This window comes from Acinetobacter sp. NCu2D-2, assembly GCF_001647675.1.
GTDB lineage: Bacteria > Pseudomonadota > Gammaproteobacteria > Pseudomonadales > Moraxellaceae > Acinetobacter.
Genome location: NZ_CP015594.1, coordinates 939,241 through 952,569 on the forward strand (window position 1 = coordinate 939,241; position 13,329 = coordinate 952,569).

16 protein-coding genes are annotated in these 13,329 nt (G+C 40.2%); 7 read left to right on the forward strand and 9 right to left on the reverse strand.

Annotated features, from left to right (window positions below; genetic code table 11):
* The first annotated feature begins 264 nt into the window (after positions 1-264).
* Together A3K93_RS04340 and A3K93_RS04345 are read left to right on the forward strand one after the other, a co-directional pair.
* Positions 265-720 carry a hypothetical protein gene (locus A3K93_RS04340; protein WP_067729272.1) on the forward strand — a complete coding sequence of 152 codons (456 nt, stop codon included), beginning with the start codon at positions 265-267 and terminating at the stop codon, positions 718-720.
* A 27-nt stretch (positions 721-747) separates the two neighbouring features.
* Positions 748-984, forward strand: a complete 237-nt coding sequence (locus A3K93_RS04345; RefSeq protein WP_067729273.1) for a hypothetical protein — start codon at positions 748-750, stop codon at positions 982-984.
* A 226-nt stretch (positions 985-1,210) separates the two neighbouring features.
* On the opposite strand, the gene purB is transcribed toward A3K93_RS04345, so the two are convergent.
* Genes purB through A3K93_RS04365 form a run of 4 tightly spaced genes read right to left on the reverse strand, consistent with a single transcriptional unit; the run spans position 1,211 to position 5,024 of the window.
* Positions 1,211-2,599, reverse strand: a complete 1,389-nt coding sequence (purB, locus tag A3K93_RS04350; RefSeq protein WP_067729275.1) for an adenylosuccinate lyase — start codon at positions 2,597-2,599, stop codon at positions 1,211-1,213.
* A 56-nt stretch (positions 2,600-2,655) separates the two neighbouring features.
* Positions 2,656-3,387: a high frequency lysogenization protein HflD gene (gene hflD / locus A3K93_RS04355; protein ID WP_067729277.1), complete on the reverse strand. Its 732-nt coding sequence runs from the start codon at positions 3,385-3,387 to the stop codon at positions 2,656-2,658.
* A 7-nt stretch (positions 3,388-3,394) separates the two neighbouring features.
* A complete protein-coding gene (gene mnmA / locus A3K93_RS04360; protein WP_067729279.1) occupies positions 3,395-4,534 on the reverse strand; it encodes a tRNA 2-thiouridine(34) synthase MnmA in 1,140 nt (379 codons plus the stop codon).
* A 4-nt stretch (positions 4,535-4,538) separates the two neighbouring features.
* Positions 4,539-5,024: an NUDIX hydrolase gene (locus A3K93_RS04365; RefSeq protein ID WP_067729281.1), complete on the reverse strand. Its 486-nt coding sequence runs from the start codon at positions 5,022-5,024 to the stop codon at positions 4,539-4,541.
* Between the two features lie 206 nt (positions 5,025-5,230).
* On the opposite strand from A3K93_RS04365, the gene A3K93_RS04370 reads away from it, so the two are divergent.
* Positions 5,231-5,641: a hypothetical protein gene (locus A3K93_RS04370; RefSeq protein WP_067729283.1), complete on the forward strand. Its 411-nt coding sequence runs from the start codon at positions 5,231-5,233 to the stop codon at positions 5,639-5,641.
* Between the two features lie 45 nt (positions 5,642-5,686).
* On the opposite strand, the gene A3K93_RS04375 is transcribed toward A3K93_RS04370, so the two are convergent.
* From A3K93_RS04375 to A3K93_RS04390, 4 genes are all read right to left on the reverse strand, one after another.
* Complete coding sequence (locus A3K93_RS04375) at positions 5,687-6,217, reverse strand: gamma carbonic anhydrase family protein (protein ID WP_067729285.1); 531 nt, start codon at positions 6,215-6,217, stop codon at positions 5,687-5,689.
* A 115-nt stretch (positions 6,218-6,332) separates the two neighbouring features.
* Positions 6,333-7,481, reverse strand: coding sequence for a D-alanyl-D-alanine carboxypeptidase PBP5/6 (gene dacC / locus A3K93_RS04380; RefSeq protein ID WP_067729287.1), 1,149 nt, complete (start codon positions 7,479-7,481; stop codon positions 6,333-6,335).
* A 226-nt stretch (positions 7,482-7,707) separates the two neighbouring features.
* Entirely contained in the window at positions 7,708-8,082 is a 375-nt protein-coding gene (locus A3K93_RS04385) for an MCR_0457 family protein (protein WP_067729289.1), read from the reverse strand.
* Positions 8,083-8,282: 200 nt separating this feature from the next.
* The gene (locus tag A3K93_RS04390) at positions 8,283-8,657 is read right to left on the reverse strand and encodes an MCR_0457 family protein (RefSeq protein ID WP_067729291.1); all 375 of its coding nucleotides are present in this window, start codon (positions 8,655-8,657) and stop codon (positions 8,283-8,285) included.
* A gap of 111 nt (positions 8,658-8,768) precedes the next feature.
* On the opposite strand from A3K93_RS04390, the gene surE reads away from it, so the two are divergent.
* From surE to A3K93_RS04405, 3 genes are all read left to right on the forward strand, one after another.
* Positions 8,769-9,554, forward strand: coding sequence for a 5'/3'-nucleotidase SurE (surE, locus tag A3K93_RS04395; protein WP_067729293.1), 786 nt, complete (start codon positions 8,769-8,771; stop codon positions 9,552-9,554).
* 96 nt (positions 9,555-9,650) lie between these two features.
* Positions 9,651-10,511 (forward strand): peptidoglycan DD-metalloendopeptidase family protein, encoded by an 861-nt coding sequence (locus A3K93_RS04400; RefSeq protein ID WP_067729294.1) that lies wholly within the window; start codon positions 9,651-9,653, stop codon positions 10,509-10,511.
* Positions 10,512-10,604: 93 nt separating this feature from the next.
* Positions 10,605-11,534 carry a LysR family transcriptional regulator gene (locus A3K93_RS04405; protein ID WP_067729297.1) on the forward strand — a complete coding sequence of 310 codons (930 nt, stop codon included), beginning with the start codon at positions 10,605-10,607 and terminating at the stop codon, positions 11,532-11,534.
* Between the two features lie 51 nt (positions 11,535-11,585).
* Here the strand turns inward: A3K93_RS04405 and A3K93_RS04410 are convergent, their stop codons facing one another.
* Positions 11,586-12,797 (reverse strand): aspartate aminotransferase family protein, encoded by a 1,212-nt coding sequence (locus tag A3K93_RS04410; protein ID WP_067729299.1) that lies wholly within the window; start codon positions 12,795-12,797, stop codon positions 11,586-11,588.
* A 160-nt stretch (positions 12,798-12,957) separates the two neighbouring features.
* Here A3K93_RS04410 and grxD point away from each other — a divergent pair, with 160 nt between their 5' ends.
* On the forward strand, positions 12,958-13,299 hold the full coding sequence (grxD, locus tag A3K93_RS04415; RefSeq protein WP_067729301.1) for a Grx4 family monothiol glutaredoxin: 342 nt from the start codon (positions 12,958-12,960) through the stop codon (positions 13,297-13,299).
* Positions 13,300-13,329: the final 30 nt, after the last annotated feature.

Here is a 13,329-nt window from a genome sequence, read left to right on the forward strand (position 1 = left end):
AGTGGAAGATTACGTGCATAATGATGTTTGGATCATAGGTTAAATATTTAGCTGTGTGCATAGATTGAATTTTTTATATTGACTGTTTTATTAGGTTGGAATAGGGGCTATTGCTAAAGTATTTTAGCAATCCCAAATAGTTATTTTAAATATGATTTTGAGGATTGGATTGGATTGGGATGAATTATGTGTATTTTAGTCAAGTAGTCACGGGTATAGAATTCTAATAATGATAAAATTATAAAAACGCGATTGAATTTTATAATGTTATTTATATGTTTAGTTGTAATAGGCTTTGTTTTTTTAGTTCTCGGTCCAATTCTTATACCAAGAATGATGAGTTTGAACGGACGTGACATTCAACATGAGGGATTTATTTGGTACAGTTTTGGGCCTGGGCTATTCATAATGATTATTGCTTTTTATATACACTCACAACAACCGGTTAAAGTTTCATATGGCTGTGGTGTTGTTCAGTCCTATAAGTTAAATATAAATTCTAAAAACAAATTTGAAAGAGTTGTTATTCAATTTGAAGATTCTGCTTATTATCGACATTTAAGATTTAAAGATCATCTGTTACGTAAGGAATCGGGTGATTATGTTTGTTTCGAATTTAACGATAAGTTTAAAAATTCCTCTTTGAAAGAATCCGTCGTTTTAAAATGGATTGAGCCTACTGAAATGCAAAATATTAAGCGTATTAATCAGATAAAATAAAGCCGATTTTATTGTTCGAGCAGAAACATGGCTGTCGCTGAAGCATTTTTAGCAATCCAAAATTGTTATTTTAATTATGAGTTTGAAGAACTGAACTTGGATGGTTTTCCTGAAGAGTTATCGGTGTCTTTGCGTGGCATGATGTTCCGTCACGAGATTCACTATGCAAACGCCACGTACTATGTTTACTTTAGTGATGTGCTGAGCGGGGGTGAATTGGACAAAATGAAGGCGGACTTCGCACGCTATTGCCCTGAGGAATAATTTTTTACACCCTCTCTCTAACTCTCTCCCAAAGGGAGAGAGAATTTTATGATGTATCTCTTTGCGTAGCAGCGCTACTCATCCCAAAGGGAGAGGAAATCAAAGCATTGCGGAAATAAAAAAAGCGAAGCCGAAGCTTCGCTTTTTTACGCTGAATTTTTCATATTTACACCCTCTTTGTATTTCTGCCAAAGGGAGAAAGAAGATGCGATGAAAAACCGAAAAATTAGATTTTAGAAATCAAATCTTTGACTTGTTTCGCTTGAACTGCTGCATTACCTGTATAAGTTGCAGGTGTTAATTCAGCAAGACGTGCACGGTCAGCAGCAGGAACAGCTTCTAATTCATTACCGTTGACGAAACCAACCATCATTTCACGTGTCATGGCATGACCGCGAGTCAATGCTTTAAGTTTTTCGTAAGGTTTTTCAACTGCATAACGACGCATAACTGTTTGAATTGGTTCAGCAAGGACTTCTTGTGCATGGTCAAGGTCTTCAAGAATACGTTGTGCATTCAATTCAAGTTTACCAATACCTTTAGAGCATGCTTCAAATGCGATTAAGCTTTGTGCAAAACCAACACCCATGTTACGAAGTACAGTTGAGTCAGTTAAGTCACGTTGCCAACGAGATACAGGAAGTTTTTCACCAAGATGCGCAAGTACAGCATTGGCGATACCCAAGTTACCTTCAGAGTTTTCGAAGTCGATTGGGTTAACTTTATGCGGCATCGTTGAAGAGCCGACTTCGCCTTCTTTCAAACGTTGTTTGAAGAAACCAAGTGAGATATAGCCCCAAACGTCACGGTTAAAGTCGATCAAAATGGTATTGAAACGACGTAACGCGTCAAAAAGTTCCGCCATGTAGTCATGTGGTTCAATTTGAGTGGTGTATGGGTTGAAAGTTAAACCTAAAGATTCAACAAATGCTTGTGAATGCGCAGGCCAATTGATTTCTGGATAAGCAGAGTAATGCGCGTTGTAGTTACCTACTGCACCATTGATTTTGCCTAGAAGTTCAACATTTTGGAATTGTTTGATTTGGCGCGCTAGACGGTAAGCCACGTTCGCCATTTCTTTACCCAAAGTTGTTGGGCTTGCAGTTTGACCATGAGTACGAGACAACATTGGTTGGTCTGCATGTTGTTCAGCAAGTGCAACAATTGAGTCAATGATTTGTTGCATTGCAGCAACGAGCACTTCACGACCATTTTTCAACATTAATGCATGAGACAAGTTGTTGATGTCTTCAGATGTACATGCAAAGTGAATGAATTCACCGGCATTTTTAAGTTCATCGATGTGCGCAATTTGTTCTTTAAGGAAGTATTCAACTGCTTTAACGTCGTGGTTAGTCGTACGTTCGATTTCTTTAATACGGTTTGCATTTTCTTCAGAGAAGTTTGCAACAATCGCGTCAAGCGCAGCATTTGTTTCGCTTGAGAATGCAGGTACTTCAGTAATTTCTGGGTGATTTGCAAGCGCTTGTAACCAACGCACTTCAACAGTCACACGAGCATGGATTAAACCAAACTCAGAAAGAAAAGGGCGTAGCGCATCACATTTGCTTGCGTAGCGTCCATCTAATGGAGAAAGTGCGGTTAAAGCGTTCATATCGATTCCTTAAATTTTGGAATTAAACGAAAAACGAAATGCGAGTTCAGCATCGGTTAAATCACCTGAAACTGTAAACGCGCGAGGTTTTGGATATCTTTGAGTAACTTTCGTTTACCAAAAACCATGCCCCAAGAGCTACCACCGAGCTGACGCCAAAGGTGCGCCATCTGCAACCCTGTAAATAGAGAAGCACGAATGCGGTTGGTATGTCCTGCATCTTTAAATGCTTCAGCATTGCCGCGTACCATAATGCGTGGATTAATCGATCCCGCAGTTTCGACATAGGTTTGCGCAAGATTGGCAATGATGCTTGGATGAAGGTAGTTGTTATCGAAGAATGAAAGTTGTCTTAAAATTTTTTGTTGAGATTGTTCAATAATCTCGACAAATTTTGGATTGCTATAGACCTTCTTTTCTAACTGAAGAAGTGCCATCGCATAGGTCATGGGAAGTTTAGTTGAAGATAATTTCGGAAGTCTAGATTTTGGAGAAGGATCAAATGGTTGGGTAATACTACTTTCTAATGTCTTTAGACCCAATGAAATATCCGAGAGTTGATGAAAAAAATCCAATGTTTGAACATCCGAAATTTGGCTTGGACGAATGTTCAAACTGGCTTTAATCAATTGCTCGAAATAGAAGTTGCCCGTTTCACCAATGCTTTGTTGCCCTGTAAGAGCCGTCATATGCGTCAGCTGTGTGGCTTGAAATACACCTGCTAACGCTAAAGCGCGGTTTTGACGAGTATTCAACGTTGTAGACTGTTGAAACGGTAACTCCGTCATGCCGAGATCATCCTTTAATAAAATCTGGAATAGGGGCATTGGTATGATGAATCACACCACCACCTAAACAATATTCACCTGAATAGAACACCACACTTTGACCTGGTGTCACGGCACGTTGTGGTTCATCGAACTCCACACGTACACCGTATGGTGCTTCAGGATCTTTAAAAATTGTACATGCTTGGTCAGACTGACGGTAACGGGTTTTTGCAGTACAACGGAAACCTGTATCAGGAATCGCTTGTTCACCTGCCACCCAATCAATCGCTTCAGACCATAAAATGGTGCTTTGCATGAGTGGATGTTCGTGTCCTTGACCGACCACCAAACGATTGCCTTCGATATCTTTGTGAAGAACGAACCACGCACCCTCTGCGACGCCTTTCATCCCACCAATACCGATGCCACCACGTTGACCGAGCGTATAGTACATTAAGCCGTGATGATCACCAACCTCTTTACCATCTTCAAGTACAATTTTTCCAGGTTGTGCTGGAAGATATTGTTTTAAAAAGTCATTAAAGCGGCGTTCACCAATAAAACAAATACCAGTTGAATCTTTTTTCTTTGCCGTAGCAAGCCCCAATTCTTCAGCAATTTTACGTACTTGCGGTTTTTCAATTTCACCGACAGGGAACAAGGTTTTGTTAATTTCACGACCATGTACGGCATGTAAGAAATACGTTTGGTCTTTATTGTTGTCATAGCCACGTAATAAAGGTGCATAGTGTTCACCTTTAGAATTGGTTGCAGTTTCACCGCGGCGGCAGTAGTGACCTGTGGCAATAAAGTCTGCACCCAAATTAATGGCATGGTCTAAAAAGGCACGAAATTTAATTTCTTTATTACAGAGAATATCGGGGTTTGGGGTACGACCTGCGGCATATTCTGCTAAGAAGTGCTCGAAGACACGATCCCAATATTCCATCGCAAAGTTGGCTGTGTGTAGTTTAATACCAATTTTATCGCAAACGGCTTGTGCATCGGCAAGGTCGTCCATTGCCGTGCAATATTCTGTGCCGTCATCTTCTTCCCAGTTTTTCATGAAAAGACCTTCAACTTGGTAACCTTGTTGAAGTAAAAGAGCCGCAGAAACAGATGAATCTACACCACCCGACATACCGACGATGACACGTTGTTGCATAGGATTAGGCATCCAAATTTGAAATTAAGGGAGAATTTTGGTGCTCGTAAATGAGCGATAAAGGATATTTTTGACCTGACAGGGCATCTTGCACGGCTTTAATCACCAATGGACTACGTGCGCGTGCAGATTCAATCAGTTCATCTAAAGTCATCCAAACTGCACCGACAATACCAGTATCGAGTTCGGCATGTGGGTCATGTGCAATGGATTGTGCTAAAAAGCAGAAACGGTAATAAGTACGGTCGGGGAACATCGGTGGGGTATAGGTATACATCCCAAGCAAGTTCGTCACTTCAACCGTATGACCTGTTTCTTCCATGGTTTCACGAATAGCTGCTTCAATGATGGTTTCGCCAGCTTCGACATGACCTGCAGGTTGGTTAAAGACGGTATGCGTTACGCCTTCTGTATGTTCTTCTACAAACAGGAATTTTCCATCTTTTTCAACGACGGTTGCGACAGTGACGTGAGCAGTCCAAGCGGTCATAAAGCAGCACCATGGATAAGGATGCACTATTGTATAAAATTTTGGGGTGTGTGGCTATGACGGGAGGGGATTTCTTTCAGCGTGTAAAAGATTAGGTTGTTGTGGTTGAATGGAGATAATTTTTAACCATGTATCAGCGATAGTATGCTAATTTCGAAACACATAAAAAAACTTTCATAACATCTTTAAAAAAAATGGGGATAAAGATGACATACATCATCTATTTTTTGGGAGTCATTCTACGTGGTTTCATCGCCATTGTTTTAGCTGTTCCTTGCTTTTATACCATGATGATTCCTGACATGGTTGAATCCATGAATAGGTTCAGCTTTTTAATTCCTCTATCAATTATTTTAAATTTTCTTGCATATGTATGTTATTTAGCTTTGGCTATTAATTGGGTCTTTCTCTTAGAAGTAAAAGATAAATGGCTTGTAACAATTGCCCCTCTCACTATGGCATTATTTACTCTGCCTCTTGTTATTATTTTTTTAAGTGTAGGCGTTATACTTTTGTTGTTTGTAGAAATCCCTTTTTTATTTTATTTGTGTTATTGGAATTTAGATCGCTACCAAAAATATCGTCATCATTCAGGATTAATACAAAATTTAAAATAACGAATGAGTAATTTTTATATTGAGGTAAAAATGCGGAATCTCATTTTATTTGTAATTCCCCGACACCTTTACATAATTCTGTGCTGAATATGGTAAAAACGCTTTTTCTTTCTCAGTCAGTGGACGTACTTTTTTGACAGGACTGCCCATATACAAATAACCGCTTTCCAAAACTTTGTTTGGCGGAACGAGCGAACCTGCACCAATCATCACATCATCTTCAACAACGACATCATCCAAAATAATCGTGCCAATCCCCACCAAAACACGGTTGCCAATGGTACAACCATGTAATTTCACATGATGACCAATCGTTACATCTTCACCAATCATTAAAGGCGAACCTTCAGGCTTATCAGCTTTTTTATGGCTGACATGTAACATGGAGTGATCTTGCACATTGGAGTTTTTACCAATGCGAATATAATTCACATCGCCACGAATTACCGCAAATGGCCAAACTGAGACATTTTCGCCAAGAACAACATCACCAATCACGACTGACATCGGGTCGATATAACAAGAATCATCAATAGTTGGGGCGGTGTCTAAATAGGGACGAATGTTTTGGCTCATAGCAAAGTCATCTATGTAATTGATCGGTTTTAAAGCAGTATAAAATAAAAAAGCACCTAGACCGAAATCTAGATGCTTGAACTTAAGTCTAAAACGATTTTAAAAAACGTTTCAATTAAAATAAGTTAGAGAAGAATTGTTTTATATGGTCAATCATACGCGCGAAGAAGTTTGCTTCTTCAACTGCTTTTAAAGCCACAAGTGGTTTTTCAGCAATCACTTTACCATCTAAGGTTGCAACGTATTTACCGACGACTTGACCTGCTTTTAAAGGCGCAGTCAGTTTAGGTTGAACCACCAATTGCGTTTTGATTGCATTGGCTTGACCTTTCGGCATAGTTACGTTGAAGTTTTCAGCCAAACCGATTTGAACTTCAGAGTCTTTACCAAACCAAACTTTTGCTTTCGCTAAAACTTGTTTTGCAGGTTGAACACTCTTCGTTTCAAAGTTTGCATAACCCCAAGCCAACAATTCACGTGTTTGAGACGCACGTTCGTTCATGCTTGGCGCGCCGAAAATCACAGAAATTAAACGAGTCGGACCGCGTTTAGCCGAAGTTGTTAAGCAGTAGCCAGCTTCTTCAGTGTGACCTGTTTTTAAACCATCCACGCTTGGATCTGAGTAAAGAAGGGCATTACGGTTGCCTTGACGAATACCGTTAAAGGTAAATTCTTTTTCAGAGTAGATTGGGTAATATTTTGAGCTGTCATGAATAATGTGCTGCGCCAAAATCGCCATATCTTTTGCAGTTGAATAATGACCATCTGCAGGCATACCTGTCGCATTGATGAAATGCGTATTTTTCATGCCGATACGTTGTGCTTCTTGGTTCATCATATGTGCGAAAGTACCTTCGTTCCCCGCAATATGTTCAGCCATCGCTTTTGATGCATCATTACCTGACTGGATAATAATACCGCGCAACATTTCCAAAGACGTTGCTGTACTATTTAAAGGCACATACATACATGATTCTGAACTGCTACCACGACACCAAGCAGATTCATTCATGCGAACTTTTTCGTTTTCAGTCAGTTCACCGCTCAATAATTTTTGTTCAATGATGTAACTCGTCATCATTTTAGTCATTGATGCAGGTGCTAACTTTTCATTTTCGTTTTTTGCAGCAAGGATTTGCCCAGTTTCGAAGTCCATCAACACAAATGATTTATTATTCAGTTCTGGTGGTGCTGTGAGGACAGTTGCTGCGAATGAAAAACTAGGTGCGATTAGTAGTGCAGCAAGGGCGGTTTTTCGGGTCATTCTAGTTAGTCCAATAATCTTGAGGTGAGCACAAAAGAGCTAGCATTTTAGGACAAACCTGAACGGACTTCTATGGGGTAGAAAGGCTTATTTGAGAAGTATTGTAAGTACTTTGAAACATTCGAGATGAAAAGCCTAAAATCACTGAATGAATCGTATAAAAAAGCAGCTTTTATAAAATTTCGAGATTCAATGACTTTAGGCTTGATGAGTATATTTTTAGAAATTAGTAGTTGCTAAGCTCATTACAAATGGCTTGGTTTTTAGCTTGTCCTGCAACTTTGGCATCATTACGTGCTTCAACAAGGACAGGGCTAAGTGTGCTTTGTTTCATCAATTGATTTAATGCTTGAACAGGATTTTTTTGGCTTGGTAAATATTCTTTTGCCAATTTATTAAAGCCTTTTTCAAACTTTGCTTGATCTGACACTAAACTTGGACATACTTCTGAAATGACATAGATTGCAGCAAGCTCTTGTTGTGTTACTTGTTGGTCAGGCGTTACATCAATATTATCGTTGGCTGCAAAAGCATTTTGTGCAAGAAGTCCACTCATAGACAAAGCTAAAATAGACAGGGCATTGAACAGTGGCTTTTTCATATTAAAACTCTAAATTTACAATGAAACAATTTGAGACAAGCTTAAACTGATTTCGCCTGTTGCAAAGCATAAAAATGTTATTTTTGAGTAGCATCATGAAAGAATTATGAAGATAACAATTTGAAATTCTGTCTAAAATTAAGCAAAAACTAGGATAACGTAACCATCATCCTAGCTTAGATGTCTTGTGATGCGATGGATTATTCAGCTTCATAAGCCACTAAATCTTCACATGCAGCTTTTTGTTCAGCAGCATTCACTTGTTTCGCATCCTGACGCGCCGTATTTAAAAGAGTTTTATATTCAGCATCTAATTGTAATTGTTCAAAGCTAAATTGAACGCCTTGGAAATCACTCAAATACGTCTGTGTTAAAAGTTGTGCCTTTTGTTCAAGACTTGGATTTGAACCGGTAATGGCAGGACATACTTCTTTCAGCACTTGGACAGACGCGAGATTTTCTTTCAGAATCGTATTTTCTTCTGCTTGTTCCACATTTGGTGCTGCAAATACAGGGGAGAATGTCGCACCAGTTATAAGAGCAATTAGTGCAGCACGTTTTTTTGTTTGAATCATCTTGAACCACATACTTTAAGATGGAGAAAGACCAATAAATATATATAATTCCAACACTAATACAAACAAATGACCTCACCGGTCACTATGTTCGGCAAAATGAGAGTGTGAGTGAATATATTAATTTCCAATGATGACGGGGTATTGGCACCGGGCATTCAGGCATTGGCTCAGGCATTAAAAAAACTCGGTCGCGTGGTAATCGTGGCACCTGATCATGAACGTAGTGGATTTTCCAGTGCATTAACCATTGATCGACCCTTACGTCCTGTCGAAATTTCCACTGATGTTTGGGCGGTAGATGGAACGCCAGCAGATTGTGTCTATTTAGCCACCAATGGTTTATTTGATTTTGAGTTTGACCTTGTCGTGAGTGGAATAAATAACGGACCTAATCTGGGCGATCATATCTTGTATTCAGGTACGGTGGGCGCAGCGATGGGTGGACGTTTGGGTAGATTACCTTCTATTGCTGTTTCACTCTGTGGTGCAAAAGTTCGTCAATATACTTCACCGGATGATTTTAAAGCTGCTGCAGAATGGGTTGCACAGTTTATAGCATCAGGTTTACCTAAACTGCCACCACGTTATGTGCTGAATATGAATATTCCTGATATTGAGGAAATTAAAGGTATTCAGGTGACGCATCAAAGTCACTGTCATACACCGAAGCCAATTATTCCACAGGTGAATCCACGTGGATATCAGACCTATTGGATTAGTCTTGCAAAGGAACTGCAGGCACACGATATGCATGTCAATCATTCGATGGCAGATTTTGAGGCGGTTGCTGCAGGCTTCGTTAGCCTAACACCTATACAAATGGAGACAACAAATGCCCAAGTTATACAAGATTTGCAGTCTCAGCTTTCGCAAAGGCATCAAGTAGTGTTATAACTTTGTGAAAATATAGCCATTACTCTAATAATGTAATGATTTTTTGCTAATCTTGACTGGTTTTTTTAGCCCCACAGATAGTTCGAGAGGATAATAATGTCATTGGTGACACCAAAACGTAAATTCGCAACCGCGACATGGATAAAAGCCTGTGCAATTTCAGCTGTTGTAAGCTCTACTGTCTTGGTGACTGGCTGTGCATCTAAGCCACAGTTTGGTGGGGCAACACGTACTGCACCTGCACCTGAATTTTATACTATTCGCTCTGGCGACACTTTGAGCGGTATTGCTGCACGATATGGCTTGAACTACGTCACCGTCGCGCAGATGAATGATATTCCTGAACCTTATCGAATTTTTGTCGGTCAATCGATTCGCTTAAAGAGTAATGGTAGTACGCCAAAAACTACGACTCAAGCGCTTGATTCAGCAGCGCCAATTCAACGTCAAACCATTGCGTTGCCAAGTGCATCTACAAGCACAACTGTAGTAACTACCCCTGTGCAAAAAGCGCCTACAACGACAGTGACCCAGCCAGCCAAAACTACGACTACAGTCACTCAGCCTTCTGTAGTTGCTGCAACGACCGGTATTCGTTGGGTGAAACCATCGAATGGTCCTATATTACAGGCCTATAATTTGGCTTCAGGCATTAAAGGGACACGTTATGGCGGTAAAGAAGGTGATCCTGTGTATGCGGCTGCGGAAGGTCAAGTGGTCTATGCAGCCGATGGTTTAAAAGAATACGGTAATTTGGTATTGATTAGACACGTTAAAGGATACATCACCGCTTATGCACACAATAGTAAATTGCATGTGAAAAGTGGAGAGAATGTTAAAGCAGGTCAAAAGATTGCGGACATGGGTTCTACAGGGACAACCAAGACCATGCTTGAATTTCAGGTGCGCTTAGATGGGAAGCCGATCAATCCTTCTACAGTTGTTGCAAATAACTAAATAAATAATGCAAATCTGAAAATTCACCGTATAATACAATGAGTTGCTTTTATCAAATAATATAAAGCATCTCATAAGTTTAGAGGGGAATTTATGTTAGATCAACTTCGAGCAATGGGTGTCTTTGCTTGTGTTGTAGAGAAAAACTCGTTCAGCGGTGCTGCTCGTGAGTTAGGGATTACGACCAGTGCGGTGAGTCAACAAATTCGCTCTTTAGAACAAGATATGGAAGTCATACTTTTAAATCGTTCTACACGCAAATTAAGTTTGACTGAGGCGGGCCAAGCATTTTTCTACAGCTGTCAGGAAATGTTATCAGCAGCTGAACGTGGCAAAGTGCGTATTAATGAGTTGCGCGATGATTTGGTCGGGGAACTACGTATTGCTTCCACTGCTGAACTTTGTGCAGCACATGTCGTGCCTGCGCTTTCTCATTGGATGTCGGCTCATCGCGGCTTAAACATCCATTTTGAAACAGATGATCAAGAAACCAGCTTGGTGGATGGACGAATTGATATCGCACTTCGTCTTGGACAGAATCTTGAAGATCAACATCATACAGTGATTCCACTCATTCAGATTGAGCAAATTTTGGTGGCAGCACCAAGTTATATCAATCAGTCTGCATTGATCTCACAGCCTGATGACTTGAAGCAGCATGATCTGTTAATCGCATCAGCACAGAAGACTCAAGCGCGTATTGAAGTGCAACATGTCAATACAGCTGAAAAAGTCTCCATGGAAATTCAATCACGTTTTAATGTGAGTAGTGAGCTGATTGCAAAAGCAATGTGCTTACAAGGCAATGGGATCAGTAAGAGCGCATATTTAGATGTCCAAAAAGACTTGAAAAATGGTGCATTAGTTGAAGTTTTACCCGAATGGAAACTTGCCCCTGTGACATTGTATGCAGTGATACCAAAGAGCGATCAACAGCCGACTAAAATTTTACGTTGCCTAGATACCTTAAAGCAGTATTTCAGTCAGATTAATGGCGGTCGTATATTCCATATCGCATCATAATGATTAAATAATAAAAAAGCCGCTTAATGCGGCTTTTTTATTGGGTTTGACTTATGCAAGATAAGCTTTTAATAAAGTCACAAGACGTTCAATTAAAAGATCCGCTTGTTCTTGTGTGATATTCAGTGGCGGCAATAGACGAACTACATTACCCGCAGTCACATTCACGATCAATTTGTATTCATCACGTGCGATATCAACCACATCACCACAAGCTTTTGGTAATTCAATACCGATCATTAAACCAAAGCCACGTACAGTGACATTTAAGTCAGCAAGTTGGCTACGCAATTGCTCAACGATATAAGCACCTTTTTCAGCAGCATTGGCCACGATATTTTCTTTTTGGATAATATCAATCACGGTATACACCACACGTGAACCTAAAGCAGTACCGCTATAAGTTGAACCATGGTTGCCCGCAGTTAATACACCGACACCACGACCTTGCGTCATCACAGCACCAATAGGGAAACCATTACCCAAACCTTTTGCTGTGGTTAAAACGTCAGGAACGATATTGGTGTGTTGGTAAGCAAAGTATTTACCTGTACGGCCATTACCTGTTTGAACTTCATCCAGCATCATCAGCCAGTTGTGTTTGTTACAGATTTGACGAACATCTTCAAGGTAGCTAAAACCTTGAGGCGCCGTGTTTACACCACCTTCACCCTGAATGGGTTCAACCAACACAGCAACAATGTCTGGATGGTTGATCGCAGCTTCTTCAATCGCTTCAACATCGCCAAACGGTACACGAATGAAACCATCAAGTAACGGTGCGAAACCTTCTTGAACTTTTTTGTTACCAGTTGCAGATAAAGTTGCCATGGTACGACCATGGAAAGAATGATCTGCTACAATAATTTTTGGTGTACTGATGCCTTGCATATGACCAAATTTACGTGCAATTTTAATTGCACCTTCGTTTGATTCAGCACCACTGTTGGCAAAGAAGACTTCTTCCATGCCTGCAACTTCAGCAAGTTTTTGTGCAGCAGCAGTTTGCCATGGCACTTCGAACAAGTTACTGGTGTGAATTAAAGTCGATGCTTGATCTGCAATCGCAGCAGCAATTTCTGGGTGTGCGTGCCCTAAACCACACACCGCGATCCCTGTTAATGCATCTAGATACTCAGTTCCGTCTTCAGTATATAGAAATGCGCCTCGTCCTCGGACAAAGCTGATCTTTTGACGGCCGAATACAGGCATCAAGTGAGATGGTTGATCAGTTTGCACCGGAGCGAGGGTAATATTATTCATGACTAACTCTTTAGTGTTAGGTGGAAAGAAAAACTTATATAAGCAAAAAAGGGCTCAGATTTAAAGTCTAATTGTAAATAAAATTGGATTTATTGCTTTTGACGTACTGTTTTCTTTGGATTTGGGTATAATGCGACACAGAATAGTTGAGGATTAATCAATGACTGAACAAGCACGCGATACTGAAGCGTTAATTCGTGACCAAATTGCTAAACATGCAGTTCTTCTATACATGAAAGGTACACCACAATTCCCACAGTGTGGTTTCTCGGCACGTGCAGTAGAAGCACTCAGTCAAATTGGTCGTCCTTTTGCTTATGTAAATATTCTTGAAAATCAAGATATTCGTGCAACTTTGCCACGTATTGCAAACTGGCCGACTTTCCCACAACTGTGGATTAACGGTGAGTTAATCGGCGGTAGTGACATCATGCTCGACATGTTCCAAAAAGGTGAATTACAACCTTTAGTTGAACAATACAGCCCAGCACCTGAAGCTTAATTCAGAGCTGATAAAAAAAGCGCTTCGATA